At 64.8% G+C, this 16982-nt stretch carries 17 protein-coding genes; 4 read left to right on the forward strand and 13 right to left on the reverse strand.

The annotated features are described in order from the left end of the window. The first annotated feature begins 5 nt into the window (after positions 1-5). Complete coding sequence (locus tag ACVWWJ_RS00285) at positions 6-2747, forward strand: discoidin domain-containing protein (RefSeq protein WP_456966341.1); 2742 nt, start codon at positions 6-8, stop codon at positions 2745-2747. 138 nt (positions 2748-2885) lie between these two features. On the opposite strand, the gene ACVWWJ_RS00290 is transcribed toward ACVWWJ_RS00285, so the two are convergent. From ACVWWJ_RS00290 to ACVWWJ_RS00325, 8 genes are all read right to left on the reverse strand, one after another. After that, positions 2886-3245 (reverse strand): hypothetical protein, encoded by a 360-nt coding sequence (locus tag ACVWWJ_RS00290; protein ID WP_159890201.1) that lies wholly within the window; start codon positions 3243-3245, stop codon positions 2886-2888. Positions 3246-3481: 236 nt separating this feature from the next. Continuing rightward, positions 3482-4312 carry a pirin family protein gene (locus ACVWWJ_RS00295; protein WP_456966342.1) on the reverse strand — a complete coding sequence of 277 codons (831 nt, stop codon included), beginning with the start codon at positions 4310-4312 and terminating at the stop codon, positions 3482-3484. A 221-nt stretch (positions 4313-4533) separates the two neighbouring features. After that, positions 4534-5205 (reverse strand): YecA/YgfB family protein, encoded by a 672-nt coding sequence (locus ACVWWJ_RS00300; protein WP_159890197.1) that lies wholly within the window; start codon positions 5203-5205, stop codon positions 4534-4536. After that, complete coding sequence (xth, locus tag ACVWWJ_RS00305) at positions 5202-5969, reverse strand: exodeoxyribonuclease III (protein WP_159890195.1); 768 nt, start codon at positions 5967-5969, stop codon at positions 5202-5204. The genes ACVWWJ_RS00300 and xth overlap by 4 nt, the downstream gene beginning before the upstream one ends. Positions 5970-6018: 49 nt before the next feature. Next, positions 6019-8067: a M3 family metallopeptidase gene (locus tag ACVWWJ_RS00310; protein ID WP_456966343.1), complete on the reverse strand. Its 2049-nt coding sequence runs from the start codon at positions 8065-8067 to the stop codon at positions 6019-6021. Between the two features lie 48 nt (positions 8068-8115). Continuing rightward, positions 8116-8649, reverse strand: coding sequence for a gamma carbonic anhydrase family protein (locus ACVWWJ_RS00315; RefSeq protein WP_159890191.1), 534 nt, complete (start codon positions 8647-8649; stop codon positions 8116-8118). Positions 8650-8689: 40 nt separating this feature from the next. Further along, on the reverse strand, positions 8690-8998 hold the full coding sequence (locus ACVWWJ_RS00320) for a hypothetical protein (protein ID WP_456966344.1): 309 nt from the start codon (positions 8996-8998) through the stop codon (positions 8690-8692). Positions 8999-9102: 104 nt separating this feature from the next. Then, entirely contained in the window at positions 9103-9636 is a 534-nt protein-coding gene (locus ACVWWJ_RS00325) for an energy transducer TonB (RefSeq protein WP_456966346.1), read from the reverse strand. A gap of 187 nt (positions 9637-9823) precedes the next feature. On the opposite strand from ACVWWJ_RS00325, the gene ACVWWJ_RS00330 reads away from it, so the two are divergent. After that, the gene (locus ACVWWJ_RS00330) at positions 9824-10282 is read left to right on the forward strand and encodes a DUF4126 family protein (RefSeq protein ID WP_456966348.1); all 459 of its coding nucleotides are present in this window, start codon (positions 9824-9826) and stop codon (positions 10280-10282) included. A 20-nt stretch (positions 10283-10302) separates the two neighbouring features. Here ACVWWJ_RS00330 and ACVWWJ_RS00335 read toward each other — a convergent pair whose 3' ends face one another. Beyond that, positions 10303-12600 (reverse strand): TonB-dependent receptor, encoded by a 2298-nt coding sequence (locus ACVWWJ_RS00335; protein WP_456966349.1) that lies wholly within the window; start codon positions 12598-12600, stop codon positions 10303-10305. A 241-nt stretch (positions 12601-12841) separates the two neighbouring features. Between ACVWWJ_RS00335 and ACVWWJ_RS00340 the strand changes: the two genes are divergently transcribed. Next, the gene (locus ACVWWJ_RS00340; protein WP_456966350.1) at positions 12842-13159 is read left to right on the forward strand and encodes a hypothetical protein; all 318 of its coding nucleotides are present in this window, start codon (positions 12842-12844) and stop codon (positions 13157-13159) included. Positions 13160-13183: 24 nt separating this feature from the next. Here the strand turns inward: ACVWWJ_RS00340 and ACVWWJ_RS00345 are convergent, their stop codons facing one another. Genes ACVWWJ_RS00345 through ACVWWJ_RS00355 form a run of 3 tightly spaced genes read right to left on the reverse strand, consistent with a single transcriptional unit; the run spans position 13184 to position 14902 of the window. Further along, positions 13184-13447, reverse strand: a complete 264-nt coding sequence (locus ACVWWJ_RS00345) for a YkgJ family cysteine cluster protein (protein ID WP_456966351.1) — start codon at positions 13445-13447, stop codon at positions 13184-13186. 18 nt (positions 13448-13465) lie between these two features. Further along, positions 13466-14296 (reverse strand): shikimate dehydrogenase, encoded by an 831-nt coding sequence (gene aroE / locus ACVWWJ_RS00350; protein WP_159890181.1) that lies wholly within the window; start codon positions 14294-14296, stop codon positions 13466-13468. A gap of 57 nt (positions 14297-14353) precedes the next feature. Continuing rightward, positions 14354-14902: a lipocalin family protein gene (locus ACVWWJ_RS00355; RefSeq protein WP_456966352.1), complete on the reverse strand. Its 549-nt coding sequence runs from the start codon at positions 14900-14902 to the stop codon at positions 14354-14356. A 110-nt stretch (positions 14903-15012) separates the two neighbouring features. On the opposite strand from ACVWWJ_RS00355, the gene ACVWWJ_RS00360 reads away from it, so the two are divergent. Then, positions 15013-15231 (forward strand): hypothetical protein, encoded by a 219-nt coding sequence (locus ACVWWJ_RS00360; RefSeq protein WP_159890177.1) that lies wholly within the window; start codon positions 15013-15015, stop codon positions 15229-15231. 49 nt (positions 15232-15280) lie between these two features. On the opposite strand, the gene ACVWWJ_RS00365 is transcribed toward ACVWWJ_RS00360, so the two are convergent. Next, on the reverse strand, positions 15281-16765 hold the full coding sequence (locus ACVWWJ_RS00365; RefSeq protein WP_159890175.1) for a RimK family protein: 1485 nt from the start codon (positions 16763-16765) through the stop codon (positions 15281-15283). Between the last annotated feature and the right edge of the window lie 217 nt (positions 16766-16982).

Below are 16982 nucleotides of genomic sequence, written 5' to 3' on the forward strand. Positions count from 1 at the left end.
CCCGTATGTCGCGTTTCGCATCGTTCGCGCTTGCCGTCGTGGCTTGCCTGGTTGCCGTGCCCACGTTCGCCGCGGACAAGGCACGCGTGCTAGATAGCTTTGACACGTCGACGGGGTGGTTGGCGACGCACACCGACGATGTATCGGCCACGCTACGCACGGTGCCCGGCCGCACCGGGCAGGCGCTTTGCCTCGCCTACGATTTCAATGGCGTCTCGGGCGCGGCCTCGATCCGCAAGACGCTTCCTGTCGATTTCCCGGAAGGCTTTGCGCTGAGCTTCGATGTGCGCGGCAGCATGCCGCCGAACACGCTGCAGCTGAAGCTGATCGACGACAGCGGCGACAACGTCTGGTGGTTCCAGCAGGCGCACTTCGTGCCCGGCACTACGTGGAAGACCATCGAAGCGACGAGCCGCCAGGTCGAGTTCGCCTGGGGACCCGTGAAGGACCGCACACTTCGACATACGCGTGAGCTCGAGTTCGTGGTCTACGCGGAGGCGCAGCCTTCTGGCGCGGCGAACCGTGGTGAGGTGTGCTTCGACAATCTCCGCCTCACGGCACGAGAGCCGGAAGCCGTGGCTGTGCCACCGCCCACGGTGAACGCCGTATTCGAGTCGCGTGCGAAACAGGTACGTCGCGGACTCTACCCGCGGGGATTCTCGGGTGAGCAGTCGTACTGGACGATCGTCGGTGTCGACGGCGGAGGTCGCGATTCGGCGCTCATCTCGGAAGACGGTGCGGTGGAGATCGTGCGCGGCGGATTTTCCATCGAGCCCTTCCTGATCGATCGCGGCAAGCTGATTACCTGGGCCGATGTCACGACGATACAGTCGCTGCGCGACCGTTACCTGCCAATGCCTTCGGTGCGATGGGTTGCCAATGGGCTTTCCCTCGAGACCACTGCGTTTGCCCAAGGGCCTGCGGGCGCCTCGCAACTGGTGATGAGCTACCGCGTTTCTAACGATAGTGATGCAGCCCGGGACGTCACGCTGGCTCTTGCAGCACGTCCGTTCCAGGTCAATCCACCCACGCAGTTCCTCAACGCGCCCGGCGGCACGAGCCCCATCAACGATCTCGCCTGGGATGGTCACGCGCTGACCGTGAACGGCACACACAAGGTCGTACCGTTGCAGCCGACGACGACCTTCGTCGCCAGCAATAATCAACCGAAAACCCTCAGCGAGCGGCTGGACGGCGGCGAGCGTCCATCCGTTAAAACCCTGCACGACGATGCCGGCTTCGCACAGGGCGCCTTGATGTACGACCTGCGTGTGCCCGCACACGGTCATGTCGATCTTGGCCTTGTCGTTCCGGTGAAGCAGGACGACGTGGTTGCGTTGCCGCCGGATGCGGGAACCTGGCTCGAGGCACACGCACAAGCCGTAGCCTCCGAGTGGCGCGACAAGCTCGATCGCGTCGACATCACGGTGCCAGCCTCAGCGCAGCCGATCATCGACACGATGAAGAGTGGCGTCGGGCAGATCCTCATGTCCCGCGATGGTCCTGCACTGCAGCCTGGCACGCGGTCGTACTCACGCACCTGGGTGCGCGATGGCGCGATGATGCTCGAGGGATTGCTACGGACGGGCCACGAAGACGTAGCCTCGTCCTTTATCCGCTGGTATGCGCCGCATCAGTTCTCCAACGGCAAGGTGCCTTGTTGCGTCGACGCGCGCGGTTCCGATCCGGTGCCCGAGAATGACAGCCAGGGCGAACTGATCTTCAGCGTGGCCGAGCTTTGGCGCTATACGCATGACCGCGCGACGGTCGAGACGCTGTGGCCGCATGTCGTGAAGGCCGTGACGTACATGGACGCGCTACGCGCCAGCGAGCGCCAGCCAACGCGTCTGCAGGGCGCGGGTCGCGCGCTTTACGGATTGATGCCGGCGTCGATCAGCCACGAAGGCTATTCGACCAAGCCGATGCATTCGTACTGGGACGACTTCTGGGCGCTCAAGGGCTACGACGACGCCGTCGAACTCGCTTCGGTGCTCGGGCGCGCAGACGACGTCATTGCATACACGGCCTCACGCGACCAGTTCCGCGGCGACCTGCATGCATCGATCGACGCCGCCGTGAAAGCGCGTGGCATCGACTTCATCCCGGGCTCGGCCGAGCTAGGCGATTTCGACGCGACCTCGACGACCATCGCACTGTCTCCCGGCGGCGAACAGGCACGCCTGCCGAAGGCGCTCGTCGAACGGACCTTCGAGAAGTACTGGCAGGGTTTCGTTGCGCGCCGCGATGGCAGCGTCGCGTGGGAGGATTACACCCCTTACGAAGTCCGTACGATTGCCACGTTCGTCCGGCTCGGCTGGCGGGATCGCGTCGGCGACCTGATCGCCTTCTTTTTCGCCGACCGCCGACCGGCGGCGTGGAACCAGTGGGCTGAAGTAGTCGGTCACGATGCGCGCAAGCCACGCTTCGTCGGCGACATGCCGCACGCATGGATCGCGTCGGACTTCGTGCGTTCGGCACTCGACCTGTTCGCCTACGACCGTGAAGCGGACAAGAGCATGGTGCTGGCTGCCGGCGTGCAGGCGAGCTGGCTCGAAGGCGAGGGCATCGCGATCCGTGATCTGCGCACGCCTTTCGGGCGCCTCGGATATACGCTCAAGGCCAAGGGCAAGCAGGTCACGCTTACCATCACTCAGCCGATCCAGCCGCCGGGCGGCCTGATTCTCTCGCTGCCTTCGGGCGAGCTTAAAGTCCCGGCGGACGTCAGGGTTTTCAACGCGGGCCTATAGGCGCTGCCGAGGGGCGGTGCCCTCTTGGGACGGCTCTTGTGGGAGCCGATTCATCGGCGAAAAGCCAACGGAGCGATGACGCTGCAATACCTCATCGCCGATGAATCGGCTCCCACAAAGACGCGCGCGTCGGACGTCCTAGTGCGTCGCGACCCGCGTGCGCAGCAACGCATCCACCGCCTGCTGCCACTCCGCCGAACCCGGCTTCGCCTGCGGCGCTTCCTCGCCCAGCTTCGTATTCACGGCCTGATCCCAGGCCGGCGTATCGGGCCTTGGGCCGTGGCCGTCGTCGCTGATGGCGAGGGTCTTGTCGACCCAGGCCATCCATTCGGGTGAGCCCAGCGCGGGGTTGGCAGGTGCCGTCTTGCCGGGAGCAGGCGCGGACGCCGTCGAGGCTTCGCTGACCGGCGCAGCCGTTGGTGCCGGCGGCTGGGACGGCGAGCAGGCGGCGAAGATGAGAACCGCAGATATGGGGATGACCGTGAGCAGGAAGCGCATGGGCAACGAATTCCTCGCGAATGCCGATGCGCCGATGCTAAGGGTCGGTGCCCGTCCGGGACTTAAATGCGGTGGGGAACTTCTGCGGGCCGTTCAGGTAGCTGGCCCGCTGCCGCGGGATCGCCGATGAATCGGCTCCCACAAAAAGCGCTGGCGCCGCGTCATCGTGGGAGCCGCGTCATTGTGGGAGCCGCTTCAGCGGCGAAGGGTGCTCGCCGCGCGCCGGCCACATCTTCTTAAAACTTACCTGCCCGGAAATCGGCAATCGCTTCATGAATCTGCGCTGGCGTGTTCATGACAAACGGGCCATAGCGCGCGACCGGCTCCTTCAACGGGCGGCCTGCAACAAGAAGCACGCGCGCAGGTTCATCGGCAGCGAAGCTCACCTTGTCGCCTTGGGACAGCACGGCAAGCTCACTGCGTGCCAGCGATTCACCCGCCACCGTCGCGTTCTTCCCATCGAAAACATACGCGAACGCGCTGTGCCCCTCAGGCAAAGCGAGCTCGAAGCGCGCGCCAGCATCCAGCGAGATATCGAGATAAACCGGCTCAGTCGCCACCGCCGACACCGGACCCTTCTCGCCGGCGAGTTCGCCCGCGACCACACGCACGGTCACGCCATCGGCCGGGCGCACGACGGGGATGTCCCCCGGTGGGATGTCCTGGTAACGCGGCTCGACCATCTTGTCCGTCGCCGGCAGGTTCACCCAGAGCTGGAAGCCCCACATCAGGCCTTCTTCCTGCTGCGGCATCTCCGAATGCAGGATGCCGCGCCCGGCGGTCATCCACTGCACGCTGCCCGGGCCGAGGTCGCCGCGGTTGCCGTGGTTGTCGCCGTGCTGCATCCGACCGGCGAGCATGTACGTCACGGTTTCGAAGCCGCGATGGGGATGCTCGGGGAAGCCTTCGATGTAGTCGCCGGGCTGGTCGGAACGGAATTCGTCGAGCAGCAGGAAGGGATCCAGCATGTCGAGGGCAGGCTGGCCGATCACGCGCTTGAGCTTCACGCCGGCGCCGTCGGCGGTATCCATGCCGCTGACGCGGCGGACGATGCTTCGTTGGGTCATGACGGGTCTCCGGTAGCTGATGCGACCAAGATGACGCCAAACCGCGGGCGGGCCAAGACGCATGGGGTGAACAATGCGTTCTGTGGGAGCCGATTCATCGGCGAATAGGGAAATGTGGGAGCCGATTCATCGGCGAAAAGCCAACGGAGCGGTGTCGCCGTAGCCCCCCTATCGCCGCTGAAGCGGCTCCCACAGGGAGCACAGGTCCACCAGCGCTGCTCTTAGTGAACCCAATGCCCGGAGCGCTGCCTCGGCGGGCCTTCTTCACCGTCGACGCGGGGGCGCGTCATCGCGGCCAGCTCCTCTTCGGTCGGCGCGTTTTCACGCCAGTACTCGCCGACGGCGTTGAGCACGTCGGGCAGTTGGCCCAGGCACTCGTCGTATTCCTCGTCGGTGAGCTTTTCGAACTCGGCATCGGCCTGAAGCACGCCTTCATCGACGGCCAGGGCCATGATCGGACCGAGCAGCTGCATCAGGTTCGGATCTTCCGCCAGACGCGTTTCCCAGAGGGTGGCGCGCATGTCGATGCCCCGGCTGAAACCCTCGCACCAGCCGGCGGCGGAAAGCATGGGACCTTCTTCGGTGTCGATCTCGCCGAGGATCGGCTCGTAGGCGTCCACATCCAGCTCGGCGCTGATGGAATCGTTGAGCTTGGCCAATAGCGCGAGCAGCCGGTTGCCCTCGTCCTCATCCTCGAAGGCATCGTGCAGCACCTCGTGCAGCCACTCTTCCGGCTTCACTTCGAGCGGACCGATCGCGATCGCCGACAGCAGGCCATGGAGGCCATCGAGCATCAGGTCGCCGTCGCCACCGTGCACGCGCAGGTACGTATCGAGGACTTCGAGCTCGGCGTCGTCCAGCGAGCTGGGCCATTCGGACTTGGGTGTGTTCAAAGGTTCAACTCCAGCGCGACGGGCGCGTGGTCGGACGGTTGCTCCCACTTGCGCGGGGCCTTGTCGATGATCGACGAGGTTACCGACGATTTGAGCGCATCACTGATCAAGATGAGGTCGATCCGCAGGCCCATGTTGCGACGGAACCCCGCCTGGCGGTAGTCCCACCAACTGAAGAGACCAGCCTCTTCGTTGAACATGCGGAAGCTGTCATGAAGGCCGACATCCAACAGGGCCTGGAGCGCGGCGCGCTCCGGCGGCGAACAGAAGATGTCCTCGCCCCAGGCCACCGGGTCGTATACGTCGCGATCGTCACGGCAGATGTTGAAGTCGCCGAGAACGACGAGCTTCGGATACTTCGCGATCTGCTGCTCGAGGAAGTCGCGGACCTTCGCCAGCCAGTGCAGCTTGTAGGTGTACTTCTCGTCACCCAGCGCCTTGCCGTTAACCACATACAGGTTCACGACACGGATGTCGCCGACGGTCGCAGCAAGGATGCGGCGCTGCGGATCGTCGAGCCCGTCGATATCGGTGACGACATCCGTCAACTCGTCGCGCGCGAGGATGGCGACGCCGTTATAGGTCTTCTGGCCGGAAAAGACCGACCGGTATCCCATGGCGGTGATTTCGTCCGCGGGAAACTTGTCGTCGGTGAGCTTGGTTTCCTGCAGCGCGATGATGTCCGGCCGCACCTCGCCCATCCATTGCTGGAGGTGGGGCAGGCGGACCTTAAGGGAATTGACGTTCCACGACGCGATCTTCATGGCGATATTGTAAAGGAACGGCCGCGCGACGACCCGCGCGGCCGTTCCCTCAGGCCACCAGTCCGTAGCTCTTCAGCAGTGCATCCGGCCTCGGCTCGCGGCCGCGGAAGGCCTTGAACGACTCCAGCGCCGGGCGGGTCGCACCCACGGCCAGAACCTGCTCGCGGAAGCGCTGCCCCGTCGCACGGTCCAGCACGCCCGCTTCTTCGAACGGCTCGAAGGCGTCCGCCGAGAGCACCTCGGCCCACAGATAGCTGTAGTAACCGGCCGAATAACCGCCGGCGAAGACGTGGGTAAAGGCGTGCGGGAAGCGCTGCCATGCCGGCGGGTGCATGACTGCGACTTCGTGGCGTACCTGCTCCAGCACGTCGAGAGGACGGGCACCCTTCGCCGGGTCGTATTCGAGGTGCAGGCGGAAATCGAACAGGGCGAATTCCAGCTGGCGAACGAGGAACAGGCCGGCGTGGAAGTGGCGCGCGTCGAGCATGCGCTGGTAGAGGTCGTCGGGCAGAGGCTCGCCGGTCTCGTAGTGCTTCGCGAACAGGCGCAACGCCTCGCGATCCCAGGCGAAGTTCTCCATGAACTGGCTCGGCAGTTCCACCGCGTCCCACTCCACGCCGTCGATGCCACCGACGGACGGAATGTCGACCTCGGTCAGCATGTGGTGCAGCCCGTGGCCGAATTCGTGGAAGAGGGTGAGCACGTCGTCGTGCGTCAGCAGGGCCGGCGCGCCATCGGTCGGCGGCGGGAAGTTGCAGGTCAGGAAGGCGATCGGAAGCTGCAGGTGGTCGCCATCGCGGAAGCGCGACTCGCACACGTCCATCCAGGCACCGCCGCGCTTGCCCGAACGGGCATACATGTCCAGGTAGGCCCCGGCGAAGATGCTGCCGTCCGCATTCATCACGTCGTAGTAGCGGACATCCTTGTGCCAGGTGTCGACGTCGTCACGTGCGGCGAAGCGGACCCCGTAGAGGCGCTCGACGACGGCGAACAGGCCGTCGATGGCACCGGATGCCGGGAAGTAGGGCTTGATCTGTTCCTCGTCCAGCGCATAACGCTGCTGGCGGAGTCGCTCGGATGCGAAACCGACGTCCCAGGGCTCGAGGTTGTCCAGCTTCAGCTCGTCCGCGGCGAAGCGGCGGAGCTCGTCCAGTTCCTTCTTGGCCACGGGTTTGGCGCGGGCAGCCAGGTCGCGAAGGAAGGCGAGAACAGCGTCGGGCGAGGTGGCCATCTTCGTCGCCAGCGATTCCTCGGCGGCGTTGGCGAAGCCGAGCAGCTGGGCGGCCTCGTGGCGCAGGGCCACGATCTTTTCGATGCGCTCGGAATTGTCGAACTTGCCCTTGTCCGGACCCTGGTCGGAAGCGCGGGTCTGGTAAGCGTAGTAAACGGCTTCGCGCAGGTCGCGATTCTCCGCATAGGTCAGCACGGCCTGCACGCTGGGTTGCTTGAGGGTAACCAGGAAGCCGTCCAGCGATTCCTCGCGGGCATACTCACGTAGCACGGCGCGCCCGGAAGCCGGGATGCCGGCCAGGTCGCGCTCGTCCGTTATGTGCTTGCGCCAGGCTTCGCTGGCGTCCAGCACCGCGTTCGAGAACTCCGTGGTCAGCCTGGACAGCTCGACCCCGATCTCGCGGAAGCGGCTGCGGGCCGGCTCTTCCAGGGCCACCCCGGAGAGACGGAAGTCGCGCAGGGCGTGTTCCACGGCGGCGCGGGAGGCCACGGGCAGGCCGGCAAAGTCGCCGCGGTCGGCAACGGCCTGGACGGCCGCGTACAGATCGCGGTTCTGGCCAACCTCAATTCCATGATCGGTAAGCTTTTCTTCCGCCGAGCCGTGCGCCTTGCGCAGGGCTTCGGAGTCGGCCACCGAGTGCAGGTGGCTGACCGGCGACCATGCCCGGGAGAGCACCTGGTCCAGGCGCTCCTGCGCGAGCATCACGTGGTTGAAGTCCCGCGCGGCACCGTCGGCGGCGATCTGGTCGATCGCCGCGCGCTGCTGGGCGATCAGGCTGTCGATGGCCGGCTCGATGTGTTCCGGACGGATCGCCGAGAAGGCCGGCAGGCCATTCGGGTCCAGAAGGGGGTTCGTTGTACTGTCCATCGAAGATCTCCTGTCAGGCGTCCAGCGTGGTGCTGCGGCCCGGCCAAATCAAGCCAGATAGTCGTCTTTCAGGCGCACGTAGTTAGCCGCCGAGTAGTACAGCTGGGCCACCTGGGCGTCACTGAGCACCCGGACCATCTTCGCGGGGTTACCCAGCCACAGCTCACGCTCGCCAACGATCTTCCCCGGCGGGACCACCGCGCCGGCGCCGACGAAGCCGTTCTTTCGGATCACGGCGCCGTCGAGCACCGTGGCGTGCATGCCGATGAGGCAGCCGTCCTCGATGGTGCAGGCGTGGATCACCGCGCCGTGGCCGATGGTCACGTCGTCGCCGATGATCGTCGGGAAGCCGCCCGGCGTGTACGGGCCATCGTGGGTCACGTGGATGATCGCGCCATCCTGAAGGTTGCTGCGGGCGCCGATACGAATGTGATGGACATCGCCGCGGGCGACGGCGCCGGGCCAGATGGAGGCGTCGTCGCCGAGTTCGACGTCACCGATGACGGTGGCGGCGGGATCGACGTAAACGCGCTCGCCGAGGCGGGGAAGGATGCCCTTGAAGGGTCGGATCGAGGTAGACATGGCCCGATTCTAATGGCTCGGGCCATGCCTGCCGTGGGCATTACATGAACGAGCCGCCCACGATATGGCCCGTGGCGTCCATCTTCGGGAAGTAGCGGCTGTTGTTCTGGCGCATCTCCCGGGTGGTCATCATGTCCGGGGTGACCAGCATGACGTCCGGATAGGCGGCGTGGAACTGCTCGGGCGTCGGCTTCGTGGCGATGAAGGCGTCGAAGGTCTTCATGTCCGTGACGAAGCCGGCTACCGGTTTCGGCGCAGCGGCCGGCGCCGCCTGCGGTGCGGTCTGGCAGGCCACGAGGGCGGCGCCGCCGAGCACGGCGGTGAAAAAGAGGATGGCGAGACGATGCATGGGAGGCTCCTTGCCCTTGGGATGCCCCGATTATGGCGCGGCAGATGCCGCCCGACCATGAGCACGGTCTCGGAGCGGGCGGCTGTCGCCTGGGCCGCCTTGCTCTAGCCGTTTCGCCTACGAATCGACTCAGCCTTCGCCTCATCTTCGGCCGTCACGACCTGCTGCTGCGCATCGAGCTTCGCGCCAAGAATGATGAGCGTGTAGTTGGTCGGATCGTAGTCGCGCAGCAGCGAGATCTCGCGCCGTGCCTCCTCGAGCTCGCGGCGGTTGATCTGGCGTTCGATTTCCTGCGACGCGAACGGCAGCGTTTCGCGCAAGGCATCCTGTGCCGTCGCGTTTTTCGGATCGAGTTGGCTGACGCTGAGGTAGTACTCGTACGCATTGTTGCCCTGGGGAGCTACCAGGCGACCTTCCTTCGTGGCGTCGCGGGCAAGGCCGAGAAGAATGTCGATTTCCGGCGACGAGCCGGACGACGAGCTCGTCTCCGCGACTGTCGTACCGGAAGCATCGGTGGACGTGCTGGCCTGATGGCCGCGAAAAACAACGAGACCGACGACGACCGCAAGCGCGGCCACACCGACGGCAATGGCGATAACCGTGCGTCGGGGAAACGCGGCGGTAAGTGTCTGGGACATGGGGGTGGTTCCGTGGCGCACCCGCAACCAGGCCGTCCCCCTGTTGGACGACCCCAGCGGGCTTGTCATCTTGGCGACCCATTGTTGCAGCCATGTTGCGATGCACACCCGCCACGCTCAATTCAGGCAAGCCACGCCCCGCCGGCCACGCTTGAATGACCGCACCGCCCAGGAAAGGTAATCCGTCATGATCTTCGTCCTCGCTCTGCTCATCGGCGTCGTCGCCGGCCTCCGCGCGATGATGGCGCCCGCCGCCGTCTCGTTCGCCGCCCGGTTCGGCGGTCTCGCGTTGACGGGTACTCCGCTGGCGTTCATGGGCTACGCATGGACGCCCTGGATTCTGGGCATCGCTGCATTGGGCGAACTGGTCACCGACCAGCTGCCCTCCACCCCGAGCCGCAAGATTCCCGTGCAATTCGGCACCCGTATCGTCACGGGCGCCCTCTCCGGGGCCTGCATCGGCGCCGCACACGACAGCCTGCTGGTGGGACTGGTCGCTGGCGCCATCGGTGCCGTCCTTGGCACCCTGGGCGGCTCCGCTGCCCGCACGAAGATGGCCGCCGCCTTCCACAGCGACCGACCTGCCGCCATCATCGAAGACGTCGTTGCGATTGCCCTCGCGTTCCTTGTTGTCTTCTTTGCCTGAGTCCTGCCCGGACGCCGCGATCAGAACTTCGCGTTGACGTTTACGAAGTACTGGCGCGGTGCACCGGCCATCAGGGTCTGGTTGTAGCCGTCCGGATCCGATGCGACATAGCCGTTCGTACCGGTCGAGGCGAAGTAGCGCTTGTCGAACAGGTTGGTCACGTTGAAGCCGATGCTCAGCTCCTTCAGCACCGAAAGGTTGCCGATGTCGTAGGCGAGGCCCGCGTCGACCACCCAGTACGACGGTACGGAGGAGTCATCGGTATAGGTGATGTAGCGACGCCCCGTGTACTTGCCCTCGACGTTCGCGCGCCAGCCGTCGATCTCGTAGCTCACCGAGCTGGAGAACATCGTCTTCGGCACGCCGACGACGTACTTGCCCGCGGTGTGCACGGTGCCCGAGTTCTGGTAATCGTCCTGGTACTTCGAGTTGTTGTACGAGAACGAGTTAAGCCAGCTCAGGCCCTGCACCGGCTTCCAGAGGAAGGCGACGTCGGCGCCACGGCTCTTCACGTCGCCGACGTTGTTCAACGAGGCCGCGCAGGTGACGACCGCGGGACACGGCGTCGTCGCCAGCAGGCGGTTCTCGAAGCGCGTGTAGAACAGGCCCAACGAGGCCTCGAAGGTTTCTCCGTGAGCGCGATAACCGGTCTGCCAGGTTTGTGATTCTTCCGGTTTCAGATGCTCCTTCGCTGCGTCGAACGCCGCCTGCGACGTGCTGAAAGGCGTGATGCCGAACGCAGCGATGTTCTTCGCATAGGAGGCGTAGATGTCCTGGTTGGCGTCGAGCTTGTAGTCGACACCGGCCTGCGGCAGGAACCCCTTCTTCGCGCGCATCTGTCCCTGCGCGAACGCCGTGGTCGGCACCAGTGACGTGGCATCCGTGGTTACGCGCAACGACTTCGCACCGAAGTTGATCGTCAGCTGGTCGTCGAGGAGGTGGATGGTGTCCTCGGCGTAGCCCATGCGGGTCTTGGTTTCGTAATGCTGCAGGAAGGCGCGCAGGAACGGATCCTGGTCGTTGTAGACCGTATACAGCGACGTGTACTGGCCACTGAGCGTGAAGTAATTTCGCTCCTGGTTGGTATGGGAGTCCTCGCCCCAGATGCCAAGCTCGATATCGTTGTTACCCACGGTGAACTTGAGCGCCGAGGTGATGCCGTAACGATCAAGGCCGTAATCCGTGGTGCGCATCGAAATTGGCACGGTCGGGGAGGAGGCCTGGTACGGCGTGGCCCACTGACCCTCGCCGCGATCGGCATGGTAGTAACCCGTGGTGTCGAGCGTCGCGCCGCCAAGATTGAACGAGCCCGACAGGCCGGTCAGCGTGTCACGACGAATGCCACCACCGGCGTAGTAGGTCGCGTCGCCCTTGTCGTAATCGGCAGGCAAGCCGTTGAGCGACGCCGGGTACTGCCCCTTGCCGTTCAACGCGTTGGCAATCTGTACGGCGGAGTTCCAGTCCGGCTGCAGGTAGTCCCAGTTCCAGCCCAGCGCACGCTGGCTGGTAAGGGACAGGTCCATGTAGTCGTATTCCTTGCGCTTGCTGCTGTCGACAAACAGGCTGATGCGGTTGCCATCGCCCCACTGGTACAGGGCCTTCAGGTTCGCCTGGTTCGACTTCTGGTCGCCGAAGCCTTTCCACTTGTCCGTGTCCGCGTTGGCGAACGACACGTACATGGAAAAGCCGTGGTAATCGCCTGAATCGACGCGGGCGAACGTGCGGTGGGTCGAATCCGAACCCAGCACCTGGTTCAGGCGCACGCCCGGTTTCATATCCGGATCGGCGGAGTAGAACTGCACCGTGCCGCCGAGGTTCGTGTTCGACGCGGTACCCAGCGCGCCGGCGCCCTGAGCGAGTTCGACCGTTGCGAGGTTTTCGGTGGTGATGGCACGCGTCACCTGCAGGCCGTCGGTGACGCCATAGCCCATGGTGCCCAGCGGGATGCCGTCGAGCGTGAAGCCAAGGCGCGACTGGTCAAACCCGTGGAGCGTGATCTGCGTCGACCACTCGTACGCACCCCAGGGGTCGGCGGACTGGAACTGCACGCCCGGCAGTTTATCGAGCGCTTTCAAAGCGCTGGTACCCGGCGTCTGTTGTTTCGTGATCTCGTCGACACCGATGCTCTGGATCTGCCGCGTTTCACCCGGTGCGATGACCGAGACAGCCTCGAGTTGCTTTGCGTCCCTGGTCGTCGCCGCGGCATCTGCGGCAGGCGCGGCCTTGTCGTCGGCGGCGTGGACGAAACCGGCATGCAGTGTGAGTGCAAGCGCAGTGGCGAGGGCGGTGCGACGGAGCGAAGCACGTGCGAACGTCATCGGGTCGATCCCCTGGAGGTGTAAAACCGGGAAGACTCGGGGTTGCGCATGTACCGCGCTTTACTTGCAGATGACGGCTGGTTGACGATTCAGACATCCGGACGTCCGTAACCACTGACGGTATTCTTCTGTGGGAGCCGATTCATCGGCGATGCCTCTCCCCCCAAAACGCGCTAAAGTCGAACTTCACCCACCGACTTCACTCATCAAACCTAGGCTGAGGCAAGAGCAGGAGTTTGTTATGGACGTCGCTTATCGTCTCGTGTGGTCCACCATCGCGCTGATGGCGCTGGCAGGATGTGCCACCGCGCCCAGCGCACCGACAAATGTCGCGATCACGCCGGCCGCGCCGATCGCCGTGTCCTGCCAGACCGATGCGATCACCGACCAACCCTGCATCGCCATGGCACGCAAACGTTGCGGCTCGCCCAATGTCGATACCATCCGCCTGGTGCTTGCGAAGCAGGTGCCCGCGGATGCGCAGAACACCCCGAAAACCGTCTACGAATACCAGGCGACTTACACCTGCCCGGGGCAGCGTGTCGCCGACGCGCCGTGAGCGCTGCCACCCGGTAGCTGAGGGTCAGTGTGCAGCGGTGGCCCGCTCCAGCGCCTCGATCCACGACATGGCGTGATCGCGATCAGCGCCACACATCTCCGCTTCCGGCCTGAGCCCACCGCAAACCTTCGGCCGCTCCGGCAGCCCGAAGATCGCGCACCGGTTGTCGTCGGTCAGCTGCACGCAGCGCACGCCGGCGGGCTTGCCATGAGGCATGCCGGGGATAGGCGAGCTGATGGAGGGCGCGATGCAGCAGGCACCGCAGCCCATGCGGCAGGACAGGGACATCGAGGCGTCCGGGAGACGTCAGTAACGCTGGCGCAGGAGGTTGTAGACAGGATCCGTATCCGGCCGCTGGCCATGCCAGCGCTCGAACGCGTCGGCAGCCTGCTCGACCAGCATGCCCAGACCGTCACGGAAGTAACGCGTGCCGGCTGCGGTGGCCCAGCCCTTGAAGTCAGCCGCGGCGGCGCCGTAGCAGAGGTCGTAGCAGGTGCTGTGGTCCTGCAGGATCGACATCGGCAGATCGAACGTGCCACCGATGACGCCGATCGAGGTGGCGTTAACGACGAGGTCGAAGCACTTGCCTTCCATGTCGTTCCAGTAGCGGGTGTGGCAGCGCGCCGGTTCGCCGATGGCGTCAGCCAGCTCGTCGGCGCGCTCGGGGCTGCGATTGACGATGGTCAGCGTCTGCACGCCAGCGTCCATCAGCGCCCAGGCAACGGCACGTGCCGCGCCGCCGGCACCGAGGAGGAGGGCATCGTGGCCGCGCAGGTCGAGGGAGTGGCGTTCCGTGATGTCGCGTACGAAGCCGCTGCCGTCGGTGTTATGTGCCTGTAGCTTGCCGCCGACGAGGGGCGTGAGGGTGTTGGCCGCTCCGGCGCGAAGGGCGGATTCCGAGCGTTCCTGCGCGATTTCCAGCGCGGCGAGCTTGTGCGGCATGGTCACGTTGGCACCAAGACCGCCTTCGGCGAAAAAGCGATGCACGGCCGGCTCGAACGCGTCCGGCGCGGCGTCGATGGTCTCGTAGCTCAGGCGGATGCCGAGTTGTTCGGCAAAGGCCTGGTGGATCTGCGGGGACAGCGAATGCGCGATCGGGTGACCGAACACGGCAAAACGGTGCGCTTCAGCGCTCATGGACACTCCTGGATCGACGCCGGACCGAACCTGCCCGGTAGGGCAATTCTAACGCCGCTACTGGTAGCCGAGCTTGCCCACGTCCTCAGGCGACTGCGGAACACGACGCATCTGTTCGACCGGGAAGCCTTGCTGGCGGGCGACATCGAGAAGGCGCTGGTAGACCGCATCGTCCATGGTCCGGTCCTTTGACATGATCCACAGCAGCTTGCGCGAAGGCAGGCCGACCATGCTGACGCGGTAGTCGTCGGACAGCGCGAGGATCATGTAGTCGGAGCGGAAGGGCCAGAGCAGTTGTACCTTCCAGCGGCTGGCGTCCTTCGGGTCGGGCAACCAGGCCTTGCCGTGCCATGTCTTCGCTGGCTGATCGAAGCCCTTGCGGTAATGGTAGATGTTGTCGATCTGGCCGTCGGGCCGCAGCGAGTACTCGTCCGCCGTGGCCACCTTCCCGCGTTCGGCGAAGTTGGGAATGTTGCCCATGACGTACCAGGTGCCCATGTAGCGGGGCAGCTGCACCTGGCCGACCGTCTTGAGCGGAGCATCGGCGGCGCAGCCGGCGGTAGCCATGCTGGCGGCGAGGAGGAAACCCAGGGGAAGTCGGCTCATGAGGTCAGGGTGGCCGGCCGGGCGTCACGGTGGGGTCAACGGGTCGCGATCCCTGAGACGGGGGATGCCTAGCCTTCAATTCCACGACATCGAGCTACCGGAGTTTGGCCATGAACGACACGCTCTCGCCCCGCCGCGTCCGCGCGCTGATTGCCCTGGCCTGGCTGGCCGTGGGCACGCTGCTGCTCCTGGTCACCCCGCTTTCCGGTCACAGCGACGCACTGGGCTGGACCCCGGTGTTCTGGCTGATGCTGGCCCCGGCCAGCGTGCTGGTGGCGATGAAGCCGGCGCTGCCGCTGTCGCTGTTGGCGTCCCTCTTCCGCCGCTGAAGCGGCTCCCACAAGGGCCTGGCTCCTACAGGGGGGCGGCGGCGTTGCTTCAGGTCTTGATGCCGAGGCGTTTGAGTTCCAGGCGACGGAGGAACTCCTGCATGATGCGCAGGTAGAGGTCTTCGCCCAGGTAACCATCTTCGACGCCCGCGTCGATCGATGGGTTGTCGTTGACTTCGATCACCACGGGCTTGTCGCCGACCTGCTTGAGGTCGACACCGTACAGGCCATCGCCGATCGTCTGCGTGGCCTTCAGCGCCAGCTTCACGACCTCGCTCGGCGCCTCGCGCACGGGCACCGTGCGGAAGCCACCCGATTTGGCCGTTCCTTTCGCGCCATGGTTGTAGATCTGCCAGTGCCCGCGCGACATGTAGTACTGGCAGGCGTAAAGCGGCTCGTGGTTGAGTACACCGATACGCCAGTCGAACTCGGTATAGAGGTATTCCTGCGCGATCAGCAACGCACTATGCGAGAACAGCTCGGCCGCTGCTTTCTCCAGTGCCTCTCGCGTTTCCACTTTCACCACGCCGCGTGAGAACGAGCCATCCGGAATCTTCAGCACGATGGGCAGGCCAAGACGATCGGGCAGGTCGCGTACGCGACGCGGGTCGTCGCGGTAGATGATCTCCGTGATCGGCGTGGCCAGCTTGCGCGCGACCATCAGGTCGTTAAGGAAGATCTTGTTCGTGCAGCGCAGGATCGAGGTGGGATCGTCCATGACCACCATGCCTTCCTTCTCCGCGCGATGCGCGAAGCGGTAGGTGTGGTTGTCGCTGGCCGTGGTTTCGCGAATGAACAGGCCGTCGTATTCGGCCAGGCGCTGGTAGTCGTTCTTGCCGATCGGGTCGACTTCGATGCCGAGATGCTTGCCCGCCTCGATGAATTGCTTCAGCGCCTTCTTGTTCGAGGGCGGCATGCTCTCGTTCGGATCGACCAGCATGGCGATATCGTAACGGAAGCGACGCCGCGCCTTGGGCTTGCGCCAGAGTTTCTTCGAGAACTTGTCCAGCGCCTGGGCGAAGGCGTCTTCCTGGGCGTCGTCCAGGGTGTGCAGGCCCACCGGCTTGATCGACGATACCTGCCAGACGCGATCGCGCTCGAACTCGATGCGCATCAGCGGGCAGGGGAACATCTCGAAGATCTGCCTCGCAAGATCCTGCAGGTCGTCGTAGGCGGTCTCGCCGAAGTAGACGAGGACACCGAAGTCGGTGGTGTCGCGGCCACCCGCCGGCAGGAAATTGGCCAGCTTCTGGTTGAGGTCGTCGATGTCCAGGCCGTAGAGCGAACGGCGGCGCAGGTCGTTCACCGTGCGCACCGACGGAATGACCTTGTGTCCGCGCGCTTCCGCCAGCAACGACACGTAGTAACCGGTGCCCAGGTATTTGTAGCTGCGGCACAGGTTGATGACGTGCGTGCGCTCGTCGTCCGTACCGACGGGCTCACGGAGGTAGTCCATGGCGCTGACGACATCGGCGGATGGGTAGTACGAGCCCCAATCGGAGGCTTTTTCCACGACGATGACGAGCCGGCTCATGAGACCTCGACAGACGACGAATACCTGCAATGCGACCCCACCGGGGATCGTTGGTTTCGTCGGTGGCGCAGTGTGGTCCTCCGGTGGCGCGCCGCACAAGCGCCAGCGCTGAAGCCTGTTTAAACGAATTCATGAAAAAGTCATTGATCGACCCGGGCACGAGGTCTACAGTGCCGCGCTTGCCGATTCTCCCCGTCCGGCTCCGCAGCCGTCACCC

It is taken from the genome of Luteibacter sp. HA06 (genome assembly GCF_054061215.1).

Excerpts from the sequence above, each read along its gene's own strand:
- ACVWWJ_RS00285 (WP_456966341.1), top strand. The coding sequence starts at position 6 with ATGTCGCGTTTCGCATCGTTCGCGCTTGCCGTCGTGGCTTGCCTGGTT.
- ACVWWJ_RS00290 (WP_159890201.1), bottom strand. The coding sequence starts at position 3,245 with ATGCGCTTCCTGCTCACGGTCATCCCCATATCTGCGGTTCTCATCTTC.
- ACVWWJ_RS00295 (WP_456966342.1), bottom strand. The coding sequence starts at position 4,312 with ATGACCCAACGAAGCATCGTCCGCCGCGTCAGCGGCATGGATACCGCC.
- xth (WP_159890195.1), bottom strand. The coding sequence starts at position 5,969 with ATGAAGATCGCGTCGTGGAACGTCAATTCCCTTAAGGTCCGCCTGCCC.
- ACVWWJ_RS00310 (WP_456966343.1), bottom strand. The coding sequence starts at position 8,067 with ATGGACAGTACAACGAACCCCCTTCTGGACCCGAATGGCCTGCCGGCC.
- ACVWWJ_RS00315 (WP_159890191.1), bottom strand. The coding sequence starts at position 8,649 with ATGTCTACCTCGATCCGACCCTTCAAGGGCATCCTTCCCCGCCTCGGC.
- ACVWWJ_RS00320 (WP_456966344.1), bottom strand. The coding sequence starts at position 8,998 with ATGCATCGTCTCGCCATCCTCTTTTTCACCGCCGTGCTCGGCGGCGCC.
- ACVWWJ_RS00325 (WP_456966346.1), bottom strand. The coding sequence starts at position 9,636 with ATGTCCCAGACACTTACCGCCGCGTTTCCCCGACGCACGGTTATCGCC.
- ACVWWJ_RS00330 (WP_456966348.1), top strand. The coding sequence starts at position 9,824 with ATGATCTTCGTCCTCGCTCTGCTCATCGGCGTCGTCGCCGGCCTCCGC.
- ACVWWJ_RS00335 (WP_456966349.1), bottom strand. The coding sequence starts at position 12,600 with ATGACGTTCGCACGTGCTTCGCTCCGTCGCACCGCCCTCGCCACTGCG.
- ACVWWJ_RS00340 (WP_456966350.1), top strand. The coding sequence starts at position 12,842 with ATGGACGTCGCTTATCGTCTCGTGTGGTCCACCATCGCGCTGATGGCG.
- ACVWWJ_RS00345 (WP_456966351.1), bottom strand. The coding sequence starts at position 13,447 with ATGTCCCTGTCCTGCCGCATGGGCTGCGGTGCCTGCTGCATCGCGCCC.
- aroE (WP_159890181.1), bottom strand. The coding sequence starts at position 14,296 with ATGAGCGCTGAAGCGCACCGTTTTGCCGTGTTCGGTCACCCGATCGCG.
- ACVWWJ_RS00355 (WP_456966352.1), bottom strand. The coding sequence starts at position 14,902 with ATGAGCCGACTTCCCCTGGGTTTCCTCCTCGCCGCCAGCATGGCTACC.
- ACVWWJ_RS00360 (WP_159890177.1), top strand. The coding sequence starts at position 15,013 with ATGAACGACACGCTCTCGCCCCGCCGCGTCCGCGCGCTGATTGCCCTG.
- ACVWWJ_RS00365 (WP_159890175.1), bottom strand. The coding sequence starts at position 16,765 with ATGAGCCGGCTCGTCATCGTCGTGGAAAAAGCCTCCGATTGGGGCTCG.